The sequence below is a fragment of the Thalassotalea euphylliae genome, from assembly GCF_003390375.1.
Taxonomy (GTDB): Bacteria; Pseudomonadota; Gammaproteobacteria; order Enterobacterales; family Alteromonadaceae; genus Thalassotalea_F; species Thalassotalea_F euphylliae_A.
On the sequence record NZ_QUOT01000001.1, the window covers coordinates 3,987,174 to 4,004,888 of the forward strand.

Annotated in this window: 14 protein-coding genes; 12 read left to right on the forward strand and 2 right to left on the reverse strand. The window is 41.3% G+C overall.

Features of this window, described 5'->3' with window-relative positions; all coding sequences use genetic code 11:
• Nucleotides 1-122: 122 nt before the first annotated feature.
• Complete coding sequence (locus DXX94_RS17475; protein WP_116017869.1) at nucleotides 123-902, reverse strand: sulfite exporter TauE/SafE family protein; 780 nt, start codon at nucleotides 900-902, stop codon at nucleotides 123-125.
• A 786-nt stretch (nucleotides 903-1,688) separates the two neighbouring features.
• Here DXX94_RS17475 and DXX94_RS17480 point away from each other — a divergent pair.
• The 4 genes from DXX94_RS17480 to DXX94_RS17495 all read left to right on the forward strand — a co-directional run bounded on the left by DXX94_RS17480 (nucleotide 1,689) and on the right by DXX94_RS17495 (nucleotide 8,651).
• On the forward strand, nucleotides 1,689-4,511 hold the full coding sequence (locus DXX94_RS17480) for a TonB-dependent receptor domain-containing protein (protein WP_116017871.1): 2,823 nt from the start codon (nucleotides 1,689-1,691) through the stop codon (nucleotides 4,509-4,511).
• Between the two features lie 199 nt (nucleotides 4,512-4,710).
• On the forward strand, nucleotides 4,711-6,528 hold the full coding sequence (locus DXX94_RS17485; protein ID WP_116017873.1) for a tetratricopeptide repeat protein: 1,818 nt from the start codon (nucleotides 4,711-4,713) through the stop codon (nucleotides 6,526-6,528).
• Nucleotides 6,529-6,586: 58 nt separating this feature from the next.
• Nucleotides 6,587-7,489, forward strand: coding sequence for a class I SAM-dependent methyltransferase (locus DXX94_RS17490; RefSeq protein WP_116017875.1), 903 nt, complete (start codon nucleotides 6,587-6,589; stop codon nucleotides 7,487-7,489).
• Nucleotides 7,482-8,651 (forward strand): aspartyl/asparaginyl beta-hydroxylase domain-containing protein, encoded by a 1,170-nt coding sequence (locus tag DXX94_RS17495; RefSeq protein ID WP_116017877.1) that lies wholly within the window; start codon nucleotides 7,482-7,484, stop codon nucleotides 8,649-8,651. The genes DXX94_RS17490 and DXX94_RS17495 overlap by 8 nt, the downstream gene beginning before the upstream one ends.
• Here DXX94_RS17495 and DXX94_RS17500 read toward each other — a convergent pair.
• Nucleotides 8,630-10,519, reverse strand: a complete 1,890-nt coding sequence (locus tag DXX94_RS17500; RefSeq protein ID WP_116017879.1) for a tetratricopeptide repeat-containing sulfotransferase family protein — start codon at nucleotides 10,517-10,519, stop codon at nucleotides 8,630-8,632. The genes DXX94_RS17495 and DXX94_RS17500 overlap by 22 nt on opposite strands.
• Before the next feature lie 96 nt (nucleotides 10,520-10,615).
• On the opposite strand from DXX94_RS17500, the gene DXX94_RS17505 reads away from it, so the two are divergent.
• The 8 genes from DXX94_RS17505 (at nucleotide 10,616) to DXX94_RS17540 (ending at nucleotide 17,455) form a co-directional block, all read left to right on the forward strand.
• On the forward strand, nucleotides 10,616-11,362 hold the full coding sequence (locus DXX94_RS17505; protein ID WP_116017881.1) for a 2OG-Fe(II) oxygenase: 747 nt from the start codon (nucleotides 10,616-10,618) through the stop codon (nucleotides 11,360-11,362).
• 27 nt (nucleotides 11,363-11,389) lie between these two features.
• Nucleotides 11,390-12,094 (forward strand): 2OG-Fe(II) oxygenase, encoded by a 705-nt coding sequence (locus tag DXX94_RS17510; RefSeq protein WP_181901580.1) that lies wholly within the window; start codon nucleotides 11,390-11,392, stop codon nucleotides 12,092-12,094.
• A gap of 414 nt (nucleotides 12,095-12,508) precedes the next feature.
• Nucleotides 12,509-13,288, forward strand: coding sequence for a DUF3450 domain-containing protein (locus DXX94_RS17515; RefSeq protein ID WP_116002426.1), 780 nt, complete (start codon nucleotides 12,509-12,511; stop codon nucleotides 13,286-13,288).
• Nucleotides 13,288-14,637: a MotA/TolQ/ExbB proton channel family protein gene (locus tag DXX94_RS17520; RefSeq protein ID WP_116000824.1), complete on the forward strand. Its 1,350-nt coding sequence runs from the start codon at nucleotides 13,288-13,290 to the stop codon at nucleotides 14,635-14,637. The genes DXX94_RS17515 and DXX94_RS17520 overlap by 1 nt, the downstream gene beginning before the upstream one ends.
• Complete coding sequence (locus DXX94_RS17525) at nucleotides 14,637-15,161, forward strand: MotA/TolQ/ExbB proton channel family protein (protein ID WP_116000823.1); 525 nt, start codon at nucleotides 14,637-14,639, stop codon at nucleotides 15,159-15,161. The genes DXX94_RS17520 and DXX94_RS17525 overlap by 1 nt, the downstream gene beginning before the upstream one ends.
• Nucleotides 15,162-15,173: 12 nt before the next feature.
• Complete coding sequence (locus DXX94_RS17530) at nucleotides 15,174-15,575, forward strand: ExbD/TolR family protein (RefSeq protein ID WP_116000822.1); 402 nt, start codon at nucleotides 15,174-15,176, stop codon at nucleotides 15,573-15,575.
• 3 nt (nucleotides 15,576-15,578) lie between these two features.
• Complete coding sequence (locus DXX94_RS17535; RefSeq protein WP_116000821.1) at nucleotides 15,579-16,196, forward strand: energy transducer TonB; 618 nt, start codon at nucleotides 15,579-15,581, stop codon at nucleotides 16,194-16,196.
• Nucleotides 16,196-17,455, forward strand: a complete 1,260-nt coding sequence (locus tag DXX94_RS17540) for a tetratricopeptide repeat protein (RefSeq protein WP_116017885.1) — start codon at nucleotides 16,196-16,198, stop codon at nucleotides 17,453-17,455. Before DXX94_RS17535 ends, DXX94_RS17540 begins: the two co-directional genes overlap by 1 nt.
• Nucleotides 17,456-17,715 lie beyond the last annotated feature (260 nt).

Sequence of the window (17,715 nt, forward strand, 5' to 3'; positions counted from 1 at the left end):
GCCAGCAAACAAAGCTGGCATTTTTTATGGTGCAAATTTAATTCATCAATTGTGATTAACTTTAGTGCTTAACTTTGAATTAGGCGTTTCAACATCGCTGGCACTTCAATATCTAAATTGTGTTAGCCATTAAACCAAGCTTGCCATGCGAGGTTGAGGGAAATGATACACACTACAAAAATAAACACCGGTCGAATAAATCGACTGCCAAATCGAATAGCAGAATGTGCGCCTACCCATGCACCAAGCATTAGAAATAAGCCCATGGATATACCAAGCAAGACATTGACATGCCCCAAGTAGACAAATGTTGCTAATGAGCAAATATTGCTAACAAAATTACACGATCTTGAAAGGCCAGAGCTGAATAATAAGTTCATCTTGTATAAAGCAGAGCTTGATGCCATCCAAAACGCACCGGTGCCCGGACCCGCAACACCATCATAAAAACCGAGCAATGTACCTTGGCACATTTGTTTTCGTTGAACTTCCTTTGAAGGTTTAGGCAGTCCCATTTGATCGTTACAAACATTTTTCGCAATGAGTGTGTAGATGGCTGTAGCCATAATCAATATGGGTAGACCTCGCTCTAACCATTCTGTTGAAATATGGCTGACAACAAGTGTTCCCAAAACTGCTCCAATCGCGGTAAAAGCTAGCGCGTATCGCCAAAAGCTGGGATTAAATAACTTTTTACGATAGAAGGTAAAAGAGGCAGTTAAAGTACCAAAGCTTGAAGCTAATTTGTTAGTGCCGAGAGCAACGTGTGGTGGCAAGCCAGAAGCGAGTAGGGTAGGAACGGTTAACATTCCGCCGCCACCAGCAATCGCATCAATAAACCCAGCAATAAACCCGACTGCACATATTATTACCCACATGCTGATGTCTAATACTGGATCCATTAACTAACCTCGAAAATAGCGAAAGCGCGAGTATATCACGGTTTTTTTCATCGCTTTCGACCGAATTTGCATAATTCATGTCTAATAAATTGAATAAACACTTCAATATGCCTTCTGCCAGTCTAATGTTTATTTTTGATATATTGAAATGGCACTTGGAGAGTATTCTATAAGGTTTAGGCTGTTGAGTTTGATGGCTTCTAGAGTTGTCTAAGCTCGATACTCAGTAAAAAAACAGCTAAACGAATACAAAATGTGCAGTCGAACGCAAGGCGTTCTAAGAAGGAAATAAGATTTCTGGCATAGCTACCTAGCGTTTACAAATTTAGTAACATGTAAAAATAGTCAAATTGTTAACTTAGGTTTACATATTGTTTTTTTCTTCTAACGCCTTATTTTTCCTACTCTACATATAAGCAAGTAATAAATGCTTAATTCCTTTTTTGACTAAAAATCAAAGTAAAACATGGGTTTATGTGGTTGCTGTAAATCTAAGATATATCATTTAGCGATAAGTATACCCTTTGTTTATATCTCATTTAATAGTTTGTCGAGAACTTTGGGTGGTTATAAAACCATCAGCCATCAAATGTAATAAATTGTTTTTGCATGTTTCTAGTTGTTAGATTTGTTGCCCATTCGTAGTAAATGGTGTTGACGCTTTAAATGGAATCCGTTTAATATCCTAAGCGACAGATCAGGTCCTAGACCGACAGAAAACTGACAAGGCAACATAGCCTTGCACTCAAAAAACTAAAATCACGAAAGTGATCCAGGGAGTAAAAAATGTATCAAAATAATAAGCTTACACGCGCTGTAAGACTTGCTATTGCGGCCGGTGCGGCAACAACAGCAATGGCAATGCCAGCATCTGTAGCATTCGCTGAAGAAGCAGCTGAAGAAGGCGTAGAACGCATTCAGGTAACTGGTTCTCGTATCAAGCGTCAAGAATTAACAGCTGTTACGCCAATCATCGAAGTAGACGCGCAAGAATTCGCTATTTCAGGTAACTTAAACGTTGAGCAAAAGCTAGCTGAATTACCATCAACTCTTCCTTCATTCGGTCCTAGTTCAAACAACCCTGGTGACGGTACGGCAACAGTTGATTTACGTGGTTTAGGTACTTCACGTACGCTAGTAATGGTTAACGGTCGTCGTTGGATCCCTGCACGTCAAGATGGTGTTGTGGATTTAAACACTATCCCAGCTTCTTTAATTGAAAATGTTGAAATCATCACTGGTGGTGCTTCTGCGGTATACGGTTCAGATGCATTAGGTGGTGTTGTTAACTTCAACATGAAAGATGATTTCGAAGGCGTTGAATTCTCAACTCTTTACGATATTACTGACGAAGGTGACGCAGAAAAGTTCAACCTAGATATGACAATGGGTGGTAACTTCGCTGATGACCGCGGTAACGCAGTAGTTTATTTAGGTTACTCAAAGCGTGAAGCATTGTTCCAAGGTGACCGTGACTTCTCAAGCGTTGCATTAACTGAAAGTGGTGATGAATTAGTTCCAGGTGGTTCTTCAGGTGTTCCAGGTACTCGTATTTTCGGCGGCCCAACACTTGCTGACGGTACTGTATTAGGTACATTTGGTCCAAACGGTGAAGGTTTGCCTTGGGTTGAGCCTAGCTCACGCTTCAACTACGCACCAGATAACTTCTTACAACTTCCTCAAGAACGTTACTCTGCAAGTGCTTTCGCTCACTTCTATGTGACTGACGAGCACCGTATTTACACTGAAGTTTCATACATTCGTAATGAAGTTCCTCAAGAACTAGCGCCAACTCCGGCATTTACTACGATTGAAATTAACCCTAACAGTGCATTCTTCTCTCCTGAAGTTCAACAAGCATTCTTGAACAGCGGTGAGCTAAATGACGACGGTAACTTCGAAGCATTTATTGGTCGTCGTATGGTTGAGAATGGCTCACGTCAATCAATCGATACACGTGACGCGTTCCGTATTCTATTAGGTGTTGACGGTTACATTAATGACGACTGGTCATACGATGTATTCTACAGCCGTTCAATGCTTGACCAAACTAACTTATTAAACAATGACGTTTCTGCTTCTCGCTTTATCCAAGCGGCGTTAACTAACGATGCAGGTACTGAGTGTCAAGACCCTTCAGGTGGCTGTGTACCAATTAATATCTTCGGTGCAGGTAACATCTCACAAGAAGCTGTTGATTTCGTAAACGTTGGCGCATCAAACGTTACAAACGTAACACAAGAAGTATTTATGGCTAACGTAGCTGGTACTACTCCTTGGACACTTCCAGGTGCTCAAGAGCCAATCGGTTTAGTATTTGGTTACGAGAAGCGTCAAGACGAATCTTCATTCCGTCCAGATGAATTCTTAGCATCAGGTGACGTACTTGGTTTCAACGCTGGTGAAGCAACAGTAGGTAGCTACTCATCTGACGAATTCTTCACAGAGATTTCAATTCCTGTACTTTCAGGTAAAGCATTTGCTGAAGACTTAAGCCTATGGGGTGCTGCACGTTTTGCTGATTACTCAAACATCGGTAACGTTGAGTCTTTCGCAGCAGCAGTTAACTGGGCACCAACAGAGTGGATCTCTACTCGTATCGGTTACCAACAAGCGGTTCGTGCGCCAAACGTATCTGAATTATTCTTAGGTGCATCTAATGGCTTCCCTGGTGCGGTTGATCCTTGTTCTGCAGACGGTTTCCAAGCTGGTGTTACTGACGTTGCACTTTGTGAAGCAACTGGTGTTCCAGCTGGTCTAGTAGGTAACTTCGAGCAAGCTAACTCTCAAATTGAAGGTTCATTCGGTGGTAACACTGAACTACAAGAAGAATCTTCAGATACCTTCACTGTGGGTGTTGTTGTTCAACCGATGGACGGCCTAGATTTCACTATCGATTACTTCTCAATCGAAATTGAAGACGCGATTGCATCTTTTGGTGTTAACAACACGCTTAACGTTTGTTACAACGTTGCACAAGACATCAATGACGTAACTTGTCAAAACATTACACGTCGTACAGACGGTAACGTTTCACTTGTTAAGTCTCTTAACGAAAACATTGGTTTAATTGAAACTTCAGGTATCGATTTCAACATCACATACAACACTGAATTTGACTTCGGTTTATTCGGCAACGGTTCAAGCTTAAACGTTCAGTTCCGCTCTACGTTCTTAGACAAGTTCGAACAAACTCCAATTGCTGCGTTACCAGATCAAATCAACAAGTGTGACGGTTACTTCGGTAACACTTGTGGCGCACCACGCCCAGAGTTCCAATCTAATACTCGTATTAACTGGACAACTGGTGACCTAACGCTATCTGCATTAGTTCGCTACATCGGTGAAACTGAAGATGACCAAATCTCAGAAGGTACTGCTACAGCTGATGAGCTAGTAGTTTCAGAGTTAGACTCTAAGATCTACCTAGACCTTTCAGCTGCATATGTTGTAAGCGATGCACTAAAAGTTAACTTCGGTGTTAAGAACATTCTTGATGAAGAGCCGCAGTTACTTGGTGACTCACAGCAACAAGCTAACACTTTCCCAGAAGTATACGACGTATTCGGTCCACGCTTCTTCCTAAGCGGTACTTACACATTTAACTAATCAATAGTTAATTGTAAGACAAACGCTTAAACAAAAATGGTCAACTTAGGTTGGCCATTTTTTATTACTTATTTAATTGAATTCAAAGCAAAATAACGTTTAAAAACTTGCCTTATATCAATAGCTAACACTGTTAACTTAGCGTGATTTCATTACAATAAAGTGAGCACATAGTTTCCGTTAGAGTTCTATATCATCAATGAATACCCATCGTTTAGTGCAAACACTGCAAAGCTTGCAGCGAGCCATGCAAGCGCGTCAATTTGAGTTTGTGGTTACAGAAGCGAAGAAGTTAGAGCATGATTTTCCAAACCAACCAGATGTTTTTCACATACAGGCTCTTGCGCTAAAACAGATGGGTAAATTTGAAGAGTCCAAGCAAAGTTTTGACGCGTGTTTGGCACTCAACAAAAAGCAGCCGCAAGTGCTCAACAACTATGCAAACCTCTTGGCTGCTAATCACTATGAATATGAAGCTGAGCAATATTACAAAGACGCTATCAAAATAGATACCGATTACCTTGATGCGCATAAAAACCTTGCAATAGCGCTACTTAATCAACGTAAACTTGCTGAAGCATTAACAGCCGTTGAGCGAGCAAAGAAGCTCGCTCCCCAAAACACATCAGTACTGACGGTCACGGCTGATATCTATAGAGCACAAGAAAGCTTCGAACAGGCAATAGCTCAATATCAACACGTGCTGAGCATTAACCCTAACTATGTAAATGCTTTACATAACCTTGGGCTCACTTACAAATTAATAGAACAACATGATCATGCCTTTGCTTATTTTAATAAGGCCAGAGAGCTGGCGCCGCAACTAAGCCAAATAGACTTTAATCTGGCAAACACATTGTTTGAACAAGGAAAATATGAACAAGCAGAGCAGTTCTATTGGAGCGCTTTGAACAAAAAGCCTAATGATATTGAAGTTCACCAAACGCTTAATGAATTCTATTGGCAACGTAACCTGAAAGATAAATTTGGTCATAGCTTTAAGCTTGCGATTGAACATTTTCCAAAAAGCATAGAGATACGTCATGCCTACGCTGAGGCAATGTTTGAAGCCAAACAGTACGATAATGCCGAGCAAATTATCAACAGTGCCAAGCAGGTTCAAATCACGAGCCAGCTACTTCATACCGAAGGAAAAATTTATGCTGTAAGGGAAGATAACGCAAAAGCGGTAGCGTTGCTCGAGCAAGCGATTGGTAAACACTTTTACATGGATCTCGCGCTGGATCTCATCAATGTCTGTATCGTCAATGCCGATTATCAAAAAGCGCTCCACTACATCGCACAGGCGGAGTTGAGGGAGCCAAATCATCAATTGCTTATTGCCTATAAAAGTACCTGTTGGCGCTTAGTTGGTGATGAGCGTTATCACTGGTTGATTGATTACGATAAATTTGTCAAACCATATCGTATTGTGGCACCAAACGGCTATCAATCGACAGATGCATTTCTTGAAGAGTTGAAAACAGTACTCTTGTCGATGCACCAACTCGATCAGGCTCCGCTAAAGCAAACCTTAAAAAATGGCACTCAAACGCCGGGGCGCTTGCTACATAAAAAACATCCGGTTATTGCTAGTCTTAAGCAAGCACTAAGCAATATTGTTTCTGAGCACATAGGTTCATTGCCTGATGATAATACTCATCCATTGCTATCACGTAAATCGCCTAAATTTGCCTTTGCAGGTTCTTGGTCGGTGAGGCTTAAGCCAAATGGCTTTCACGTTAACCATGTTCACCCTGCAGGTTGGTTAAGCTCAGCGTTTTATGTGTCCCTGCCTGAATTGTCATCGGTTGAGCAACCTCAACATGCAGGTGCGATTAAGTTTGGTGAAACGTCGATGCAGCTTGGTGAACGAGAGCATGTTGCTAAAATAATTCAACCCGAGGCGGGAACCTTAGCACTTTTCCCATCTTATGCGTGGCATGGCACTGTGCCATTTCAAGGTGATGAGCACGAATTTAGACTGACATCACCTTTTGATGTTGTGCCGCTTTAATAGGTGACCCCAAAAAAGCCGTTCCCATCACGGCTAGGTGATTTAAACGATATTTTTTATGATGAAAAAACAACAAGCTTGGCATCAATACTGGCAACAAGGCCAACAGCAAAGCTGCATTGCTAGCGACAGTGAGCAACGTCTAGTAAAAAAACTTTGGCTTGATTGGCAAGCAACACTTCCCAAACAAAGTACTATTTTAGATTTAGCGACGGGCAATGGCGCGGTTATCGCCAATTTACTAGACGGTGACAAAGTAAGTGAACATCGATATATAGGCGTTGATTACGCCCAAATAAATCCTCAAGGTATTATTGGACATTTCGAAGAGCAAGTAACTTTTCTTGGTGAGGTAGATTTAGCAAACTTACCATTTGCTGATCATTCAGTTGATGCGGTTACTAGCCAATTTGGTTTTGAGTACGCTGCGCAAAATAGCGCAGTATCAGAGATTGCTAGAGTGTTGCGCAATGGCGGATGTTTTCAGTTAATCATTCATCATGCAAATGGTGAGATTGTTAAAGCTAATAAGCTACGGCATAACGAAATTAGTTTGTTGATGGCAAGTGATGCGCTTATTGAAAATGCTCAAGCGTTAGCAGCCAGTAAACTCTCACTTGAGCAGATAGAAACTAAAGCTCAGCGCTTTATTCAACAGCATCAAGGCAGCTTATCAAAGAGTATTACAGGTCAGGTACTAGAAAGCATTAATCAAGCGGTACTTGCGATACAACAGGGGAATTATAGCAGTGCTAAAAGTATGATGAGTTTACTTGCTAATAAGCTGTCAGCAGAGCAGGTGAGGCTAGAACAATTACTTAGTGTTGCGAAATCTGAGAATGACATTAAAACACTTGTGAGTGAGTTACAGTCTTATGGCATGAGGTGCCACAATTCAAGTGTTTTAACCGAAGATAAGCTTACTTTTGCTTGGCTAATTCACGGAGTTAAAAATGGCTGAACTAAATCAAGTCAACGAATTGTTTGGTCAAGGCCGAAATGAGCAAGCATATGAATTACTCAACCAATATATTCAGCAAAACCCAGATGATGTAGAGCAACTCTATCGCTTTGCGGTGCTTTCCGAGCAATTAGGTACAGTTGACGATACAAAACACGCTTACATCAGTTGCTTGCGCAAGGCGACGAACAATGTCCTATGTTATCTGTATGCTGGTACTTATTATTTAAATATTGGCGAGAAAGAGGCCGGGCTTGCCATTCTCAGTCAAGGGCAAGATTTAGATGCTCGTTTAACCATGTTTTATCGCTATGAACAAGTCGCAGAACAAACGAAAAAGCGCTCTTATCAGGCAGATATAGCACTGCGTAATTTTTACACCGAACAACACCAAAAAGCGATTAGCACAAAACCTGATGCCGAAGCCGTCAGAAATGCTATTTGGCCACAAACCCACAACAATGCCTTTACTTACCTAGCAGAGCAACAACGGCCTCATTTATTTTATTTGCCAACATTGACTGCCCAACCTTTTTGGCGAGCCAATGAGGCCTTTAATGGGCAAGTAATCGAGCAAGGTTTTGACATTATTAAATCAGAATTTAATGCCTTAGTTGACAAAATAGATGGCTTAGGCGAGCCGTATTTAGATGAGAAATATAAACAACAAGGTTTTGATAAACTTGCCGGCAGTGCGAATTGGACGGCATTGCATTTATTCAAGGATGGTATTCTTAACCCTGAATTAGCCCGCCACGTGCCACAAACTCTAGCGTTACTAAAACAGTTACCACTATACGGGCTAATTGAACAACCTTACGAAGTATTTTATTCCGTGCTTAAAGCTGGGCAACATATTACAACGCATTACGGGCTATCGAACCACAGCTTAACGGTTCACTTACCGATTATCGTCCCCGGTGATGGATACATCAAAGTTGCAGATCAGCAACGTGCTTGGCAAGAAGGTAAGTTGGTTACCTTTGACGATTCATTTATACACGAAGCAATCAACTTGAGTAATGCTGATCGCGTAGTGTTGATTTTCTCGGTCTGGCATCCTGAACTTAGCGATGCGGAGCAAAAAGCCATACAGCAAAGCTTTGAGCATCGACAGCGAATACAAGCAGAGCATCGAGCTTATTTTAACAATTTGTTGTAAGTTGCTCTAAATTCACTTAGCTGATCGTGATAGTGTTTGGCAAAGCCGATTTTACTTTGGTTAATCGGTTTTCTAACTTGTACTTCACTGAACGTAAAGCTTGGCACGGCTTGCTGGTAGAACTCAAGATAGCTAGGTTGCCAACGCAGTGAGAGGAAATCAAATATTGCTTTCGCTTCACTTTCTGGATTGTTCACCAAATCTTCATAACTAAGATCATAAACTTGCTCTGGGTAGCGCTTAGCCCAAACATCCATTAGCTTATTCGCTTCAAATATTGTCTGAGCGATAGCTCTCTGATCGCAAGCATAGTTGTGGTAATCGTTAAATTGCTGGCTAAAAATTGATAGTGCTAAGTCTTCCGGATTACGGCGCATTTGAATAATTTTAGCACTTGGAAAGCTGGCTAAAATGGCGCCAACGTAACGAAAGTTATGTGGCATTTTATCAACGATAATTTCAGTATGAGCCGGCAGGGCAGGGAGTGCGTCATGGTATTTTTCTGCCAGCGCTTTAGCGTTTTTTGCTAAATAGGCGGGGATATCTGCTGTGGCCATCTGCGCTAATAAATGCTCATAAACACTTGCGATACCGTTGCTTTCATTAACACTAGCTACGTTTGTTGTCTGACACAGTAAACGATTGACTAATGTTGTCCCCGAGCGAGGCATCCCCACGACAAAAATATTGGTGGGGTGATCTGTGGCGGAATTTATAGCAGGCGTTTTAGACTGTTCGGTTTCAGCAAGGTGTGCATAATCAATCTCGGTTAACCTGTTAATTTCGGCTTTTAATGTTTGATAAGAAAATGCGCTATTTTGATTGGCGAGCTGAAGGTATTGACTCTGATTCGCCCTCGTAAAATATTCAAATGCTCTTTGGTACTGATCGGACTTTTCATAAACTTTGGCAAGGGTATAAAGATTTTGCCGATAGTCAAAACTGTGCTGTTCACTAGTTTCGACAACGGTTGGCAACTGCTTTAGCACTTGTTTGTGCGCACTGTCATTACCAAGCTCAAAAAGCACTTGCCACGCTAGTGAGGATGATGGCTCGCGGGCAAGTAGCTGCTCAGCTAATCCAATTGCTTGCGCTTTGTCGTGGTTAAGTCGTGCTAGCTTTGTTTTGATCGAAAGTAATTGCAAGCTAGCTTGTGCGGAAAATTCGGTATTAGCATGGTTCTCTAGCTGTGCAACCAGCAGCTCAGCTTTGGCTTTATCCTGCCCGAGAATGCATAAGTCAGCATAGCGTAACGTGTTTTCCAAAGAAGGTGCTAGTGCGGTGAGTTGTTCAAATATTGGCATTGCCAAATTAAAGTTCAAAGTATGCCCATAACACTGTGCCAGTAAATTTAAAAGTTCAGTATTAGTTGGGTGTCTCTCGCTAAGCTTCACAAGGTATTGGATCGCATCAGGCCATTGGTTAAGCGCCATGTGGGCCCTTGCAGCAATAAAATTGACATTGTCTTGGTTTTGCTGACTTACAGAGGTGATATTAATAACTTTCTGATAATCACCTAATTCAAATGCCAAGTTAGCAAAGGCGCTCACCATTTGGCTGTTATTGCCGACATGGCGCGAAATTTCGCGAAGTCGTTCTTTTGCTTGGTCGACTTGATTACTTTGTTTGAGGCACAAGAGATAATTAAAATTGATATCTAGTGCTTGTGGCTCAATAGACAGTGCTTGTTCAAATAGCTGTGTAGCGATAGCGTATTCTTTTAGTTGCATCTTTAGCGTTGCCAAACCATAGATTGCATCGATATGTTGCTCGTTGCTTAATGCTTGTCGGTATAAGGACTCTGCCTCTGCAAGTTGGCCTTGTTGGTGAGCTTGCTCAGCTTTTCTAATGGTATTGACGGTGATCATGAAAATGCAATGTATGCTAGGTTTATCTTCAACTTTGAGAGAACAGGATGATACTATAAGGCGTTATGTTAGTTAACGAATTTATCTGAACTACAAATGAACTGTAAAACTCAGCCTTCATTAGCATTAGCTGCTGAGCACCCACAAAAAGACGATATTTCTTACTTTCGTGAACACGGTTTCGTGAAAGTTAAAAATGCCTTAGCCGTTGAAAGCGCTGAATTATTGCACCAGCATATTAAACAACAAAAAGATTGGAATTTAGTTTTTAATCACAATGGCCAGCATCAAGACTTGAACGCTAGAGCAGTAGACGGTTGGACTGCCAAACAAAAAGAAGATTTAAGTCGCATTGTCCATACGCAGGCGAGTAATGGCTTTCAATATTTGTATGAAAATATTCCCGTCTATGACATTTATCACAGCAACTTATTGCCTGGTCATTTTTTCAACCAAATTATTGAGTTTCTCAATAGTGCGCAAACATTAAACTACTTTCGCACCTTGTTATCTGAGCCGTATATCAGTTTTGCTGACGCGCAAATTACTCGTTTTGGTGCGGGTCATTTTTTGAATACACACGATGATAATGTTGCCGGTAAAAACCGTGTTGCAGCCTTTGTTATTAACTTGACCAAAGAGTGGCGCCCTGATTGGGGAGGAGCCTTACATTTGCTTGATAATCATGGTCAAATCACTAATAGTTTTGTCCCGACTTTTAATGAAGTGAATATTTTTAAAATCCCCGTAGATCATTACGTTGGCTGTGTTAGCCCATTTGCCACACAAAAGCGTGTGTCGATTACCGGCTGGCTAAGAACTGGCGACAATCCCAGAAAATAAGAACTAAATTATAAAATAGGAAAGAAATTGACTCAGCTTACCATTAACCCAACATTAGATTCGGATAAACAGGCAGCGTTAAAAGCAGAATTCGCTGACTGCGGCATTGTACGTATTTTTGATTTCTTAAACACCGAGGGAGCAGAAGAGCTTTCACGTTGTTTGCATCATGGCACTTCATTTAACAATGCCTTCTTTTTAAATCACCAAAACCGTGAAGCTAGCGATGAACAAATTGCGCAGCTGCCGAATGCGCAGAGACGAGAAATGTATCAGGCAATTTACCAGTTAGCCGCGCAGGGGCAGGGGTTTCTTTACGGCCGTCACAAAGCGAGCGATTCGTCACCTGCAATCATTGATGAAGCGTTGAAGATGATTAATGACGAAGCTTGTTTGTCTGTTATTAAACATATTACTGGTGATGATGAGCTAAGCCATGCTGACGGACAAGCAACGCGTTATCGGGTTGGCGACTTCTTAACACGCCACATCGATAACCTACCTGGCGAAACACGAAAATATGCGTATGTGCTAGGTTTAAGTCCCAATTGGCATCCAGATTGGGGTGGTTTACTGCAAATGTTTGAACCAGATGGTACGCCGACTCAATCATATATGCCGATATATAACTCGTTAACGTTATTCGATGTTAATAAAGTACATTCGGTTACTTCAATTGCGCCTTTTTCACCAGCTAGTCGTTACTCGTTAACGGGCTGGTTTAGAAGTTAAACACTAGTTTGTAAAAAGAATTAAAATGCTCAATTAATAAGCTATTATTTATTTAGATTTGACTTACTACGAATGAATTAGTAAAACATGGGTCTGCAATTTGTTAAATTGAGAAGGAGAATACACTAGTCGCAATCAAATTTACTTAATTGTTATGGCAATGTTAGTGAGTTTAATAAATTGTTTCAGGCTTAGCAGCGGCGCTGCACGACAAGCGAAACAGTTTAGGAAATTTACAAAAAAGTAGTTCTGATTAAGATGTTCTAGGTTGACAGTTTCGCTGTCGTCTGGGAATATTGGCTGGTTGTATTCTAGATTAATTAAAAATCCTTTTTAATGGCAGAATTAGATTCATCATTACTGATGGGTTTTAAATTTTTGTTATCTAAGTTAAATAGCAATTGGTTGGGAACTATGTCCAAAATAAGTAAAAAAAGCCTTATCGCATCGACGATAGCAGGTGTTTTTGCATTGGCTGGTAGCAATATCGCTGCTGCTGATGCGTTAACTGATTTACAAAAAGCTGAAATGCAAATTTTCAAAGCATCAGCTAAATCACAAAGCAAGATCGATAGCATCTATGAGCAAACTCAAGACTTACTAGCTGACTACCGTACAACAGTAGACGAAGCTGAAGTTTTAAAAGGCTATAACGACCACGTACAGCGCATGGTTGATGACCAAAACGCAAATATCGCGTCACTACAACGTCAAATCGATGGTATCGATAAAATCAAGCAAGGCGTTGTTCCACTAATGTACAAAATGATCGACACGTTAGAAAAGTTTGTTGATCTTGACGTACCAATGAACCTTGAGAATCGTAAAGAGCGTATCGCGGGTCTTCGCGACGTAATGGCTGATTCTAACGTAACAACTTCTGAGCAGTTCCGCTTAGTTCTTGAAGCATACGAAATCGAAGCTAACTACGGTACAGTATTTGATGCTTACCAAGGTGAATTAGACTTAGGTGATCGCACGATCACTGCTGATTTCGTTCACATGGGTCGTGTTGCGCTAATCGCACAATCTCTAGACTACAAGCAAGCTTGGGTTTGGAACAACTCAACTCGTTCATGGGACGAGTTAGGTGAAGAATATGCGAAGACTATCACTGACACTATCCGTATGGCACGCAAGCAATTGCCAATGGATCTAACTAAACTTCCAGTATTTGCAGCAGGAGCACAATAATGAAAAAGGTTATTAATTTCGTTTTACTTGCTGCTTCTCTGTCAGCGGGTTTCGCTACAACAGCTAACGCTAATGAATTAGACCAGTTGTTACAACAAGTTAAAGCTGACCGTATCTCAGAAGCTAAACTAGACAAGCAACGTGAATCTGAATTCTTAGCAGCACGTGCTGACAAGCAAGCTTTATTGAACAAAGCAAAAGCTGAGTTAAAAGCACAGCAAGACCGCAATACGCGTTTAACTAAAGAGTACGCAGCAAACGAAATCAAGCTTGCACAAAAAGAGCAAGAGCTTGATAACGCTAAAGGTACTTTAGGTGAAATGTTCGGTGTAAGCCGTTCAGCTGCTGCTGACGCTTACGGTATGATCTCTACATCAATTGTTAGTGCTCAATACCCTGGCCGTGGCGAAACATTAAACCGTATCGCTAATTCAAAAGAAATCCCAAGCCTTCCTGACTTAGAAGAGTTATGGTTCGCACTTCAAACTGAAATGACTGAATCTGGTAAGATTGCTCAGTTCCAAACTGATGTTACTAACCTTGACGGTACTAAGTCTTCAGAAACAGTAACTCGTGTTGGTACTTTCAACCTAATCTCTTCAAATGGTTACTTAACTTACAACGATGAGTTAGCACAAGTTCAACCACTTGCTAAGCAACCAGCTGGTTACATCACTGGTGAAGCAACAAGTTACTTCACAACTTCTTCAGGCTACGCGCCTTTATACCTTGACCCTTCACGTGGTGCTATCTTAGCGTTAGAAACTCGTAAGCGTACATTGATGGAATTCTACCACCAAGGTGCTGAAGTAGGTTACGGTATTACTGTACTACTAGTTATTGGTTTATTGATTGCGCTTGAGCGTATCATTGTTCTGGGTGCTGTTGGTGCAAAAATCAAAGCGCAAACTAAGAACATGGACAAGCCAAACAGCAACAACCCTCTTGGCCGCCTATTAAAGGTTTACCACGAGAACAAAGATGCTGACGCTGAAACACTTGAGCTTAAGTTAGACGAGCAAATCTTACGTGAAACACCAACGGTTGACCGTGGTATTAACCTAATCAAAATGTTCGCAGCTATCGCACCTCTAATGGGTCTATTAGGTACAGTTATCGGTATGATCATGACGTTCCAAACGATCACATTATTCGGTACTGGTGACCCTAAAATCATGGCTGGTAACATCTCACTAGCGCTAGTAACAACAGCACTAGGTCTAATCGCAGCACTTCCGCTTATCCTTGTACACAGCGTTGTAGCAGGTAAAGCAAAATCTGTACTTCACAAGTTAGACGAGCAAGCTGCTGGTCTAATCGCTGAGATTGCAGAGAAGGAGTCTAAGTAATGTTATTCCTGATAGAGCTTGTAGAATCTGTCAGGAGTTTTATTGCGACTGGCGGTAACGTACTATACTTTGTCGCCGTTGCTCTCTTATTGATGTGGATCCTAATGATCGAAAGGTATTGGTTCCTAGCGTCAAACTACCCAAAAATGCGTGATGACATCATCAAGCGTTGGGACGCTAGAGCTGATACTACTTCATGGTATGCACATCGAATCAGAGATACATGGATCTCCGAAGCGACAGAACTACTAGAGCGTAATATGCTCACCATTAAAACCTTAGTGGCAATGTGTCCACTGATTGGATTATTAGGTACTGTAACGGGTATGATTTCGGTATTCGAAACTATGGCTCAGCAAGGTACAGGTAATCCGCGTCTAATGGCTTCTGGTATTTCGATGGCAACAATTCCGACAATGGCGGGTATGGTTGCAGCATTATCAGGCGTATTTTTTAGTACGCGTTTAGACGCTAAAGTTAAACTAGCAAAGGCTAAACTGGTTGACAGTTTACCTCATCACTAGAGAGAAATTCGAATGGCACGTAAACGTATTCGTGAAGAAGAAGAAGCAGCAATTGATATGACGCCGATGCTTGACATCGTATTCATCATGCTGATCTTCTTTATCGTAACGACTTCTTTCGTAAAAGAAGCAGGTATTGAAGTAAATAAACCTAAAGCAGCTAACCAAACTAAACAGAAGTCAGCTAACATTTTTGTTGCAGTAAAAGACACTGGTGAAATTTGGTTAGACAAGCGCCGCGTTGATGTAGAACGTGTTGCTGCTAACATCGAAAAGCTTTTAGCAGAGCAACCAACTGATGTGGTAATTATCCAAGCTGACAAAGATGCTAAGCACGGTATCGTTGTTAAAGTGATGGATGCTATCAAAGAAGCAGGAATCGATCGTATCTCTATTGCAGCTGCTAAGGGGTAATTTATGGTTCGCTTTTTAGTATCAATACTACTAGGCGCTGCAGTTACCTTTGGACTATTTTCGTTCATGGCATTCCTGATCGCGAGCGGTGATCGCGCTCAGGAAGAACAGTTAGAAAATATCGTGGTGGAAGTGAATACTACACCACCAAAGTCTGCAGCAGAGACGCGTCGTCGTGTACCGCCACCGCCGCCACCGCCGCCTAAGACTCCACCTAAGCCTCAAGCTCCAGAGCCTGAAGCAAACAATAACCAAGGTGGTATCGAGTTCAATATGCCAGGTGTACAGTTAGCTGGTGCTAACACTGGTCTATCTGCTCCGGGTGCTGGTTTTGGTCGTGATGGTGAAGCAACACCAATTGTTCGAATTGAGCCTAAATACCCAATTCAAGCAGCTCGAGATGGTAAAGAAGGTTGGGTACGACTATCTTTTACTATTAATGAGATTGGTGGTGTTGAAGACGTTAAGGTTATCGAAGCAGAGCCAAAACGTATCTTCGACAAAGAAGCGAAGCGTGCACTACGTAAGTGGAAATACAAGCCAAAAGTTGTTGACGGTAAACCGCAAAAGCAACCTGGTTTAACTGTTCAGCTTGACTTTAAAATGGACGGAGGTAGGTAATGTTTAAAAAACTTGCAACGGCATTAGTAATTGCATCTGCAGTAACGACTGTCCAATTACCGTTCTCTTTTGACGTTCAAGCCGCAGAAGCAAAACAAGAGAAGAAAAAGCGTCCAACACAACTAGTTGGTCCATCAGTAGGTAAGAAAGTACAAAAAGCATTTGAACTTTACACTGCCGACGACATTGATGGTGCACTTGTTCTTTTGTTAGACATTGAAGCGAGCAAACCATACGACAAAGCTTATGTAGCACGTATGATCGCGGTAATGTATGCAACCAAAGGCAACCAAGAAGAGAAAGCGATTAGCTATCTTAAGCAAGCGGTAGAGCCTGATATCCTAAACGAAGGCGATCACGGTGAATCAATCAAGTTACTTGCTGATTTGCAAATGCAAACCAAGAAGTACGAAGAAGCGCTTAAGAACTATGAAGCTTGGATGGAGTTCACAGGTAAAGAAGACTCGCAAACTTACGTTAAGATTGCGCAGGCTTACTACGAACTTCGTCGCTTAGACAAAATGATTGAGCCTGCTGATAAGGCGATTGCGTTATTTGGTGACAAGCCAAATCAAAACCCTTACATCTTAAAGCTAACGTCTTACTACGAACGTAAGATGTACCGCGACGGTGTTAAGGTGCTTGAAACTGTATTGCAAATATTTCCTGAGAATAAGCAATGGTGGACGCAATTGGGTATGTTCTACTTATTAGTAGAAGATTACACAAAAGCATTGTCGACACTAGATATGGCATACAAGCAAGGTTTCTTAGAAAAAGAATCTGAGCTAAAAACTTTAGCAAGTTTGTACCAATCTAATGGTGTTCCGTTCAAAGCAGCTAAATTACTAGAGAAACATATTGGCTCTGGTGATATTAAGCGCGATGATCAAACATTATCGACACTAGCTAATGCATACCATGCAGCCCAAAATATTGCTACTGCTGCTAAATACTACGGTGAAGTTGCTAAGTTAACTAACGAAGCACAGCACTGGCGTAAGCAAGGCATGTTGTTAAAGCAAAGCGAGCAGTTCAAAAAGTCTATCGTTGCGCTTAACAAAGCACTCGATGCTGGTGTGAATAATAAAGGCCGTATTTATATGAGCCTAGCTGAAGCACACTTCTATTTGGGTCAGTACAAGCAAGCGCATGCAGAGATCTCTCGTGCAATGAAAGATCCTAAATCGCGTAAAGCAGCTCGCGGTTGGAAGTCATTTATTGAAGAAACAGCACAACGCAAAGGTGTTGCTATTTAATTTGGCTTTAGAACCAAACAAAAAACCAGCCTGATGGCTGGTTTTTTTATACTTCAAGAAAATTACATAACTGATACCAATTGAATTAATTAGTTGATCAATTATGGCGTAGGAAAAAGGTTCATAAACAAGGCGTTATTTCTTGTTAATTAGTTGTTCTAATTTCAAAAATAACAACGCAGTTAGTGAGCATTTTAATCAGCTAGAATGATCAAGTATTTATTGAAATTGGTATGATACCAACTTGAATAATTTTTTGA

Coding starts and splice junctions, on each gene's coding strand:
- DXX94_RS17475 (WP_116017869.1), bottom strand. CDS start 902: ATGGATCCAGTATTAGACATCAGCATGTGGGTAATAATATGTGCAGTC.
- DXX94_RS17480 (WP_116017871.1), top strand. CDS start 1,689: ATGTATCAAAATAATAAGCTTACACGCGCTGTAAGACTTGCTATTGCG.
- DXX94_RS17485 (WP_116017873.1), top strand. CDS start 4,711: ATGAATACCCATCGTTTAGTGCAAACACTGCAAAGCTTGCAGCGAGCC.
- DXX94_RS17490 (WP_116017875.1), top strand. CDS start 6,587: ATGATGAAAAAACAACAAGCTTGGCATCAATACTGGCAACAAGGCCAA.
- DXX94_RS17495 (WP_116017877.1), top strand. CDS start 7,482: ATGGCTGAACTAAATCAAGTCAACGAATTGTTTGGTCAAGGCCGAAAT.
- DXX94_RS17500 (WP_116017879.1), bottom strand. CDS start 10,519: ATGATCACCGTCAATACCATTAGAAAAGCTGAGCAAGCTCACCAACAA.
- DXX94_RS17505 (WP_116017881.1), top strand. CDS start 10,616: ATGAACTGTAAAACTCAGCCTTCATTAGCATTAGCTGCTGAGCACCCA.
- DXX94_RS17515 (WP_116002426.1), top strand. CDS start 12,509: ATGTCCAAAATAAGTAAAAAAAGCCTTATCGCATCGACGATAGCAGGT.
- DXX94_RS17520 (WP_116000824.1), top strand. CDS start 13,288: ATGAAAAAGGTTATTAATTTCGTTTTACTTGCTGCTTCTCTGTCAGCG.
- DXX94_RS17525 (WP_116000823.1), top strand. CDS start 14,637: ATGTTATTCCTGATAGAGCTTGTAGAATCTGTCAGGAGTTTTATTGCG.
- DXX94_RS17530 (WP_116000822.1), top strand. CDS start 15,174: ATGGCACGTAAACGTATTCGTGAAGAAGAAGAAGCAGCAATTGATATG.
- DXX94_RS17535 (WP_116000821.1), top strand. CDS start 15,579: ATGGTTCGCTTTTTAGTATCAATACTACTAGGCGCTGCAGTTACCTTT.
- DXX94_RS17540 (WP_116017885.1), top strand. CDS start 16,196: ATGTTTAAAAAACTTGCAACGGCATTAGTAATTGCATCTGCAGTAACG.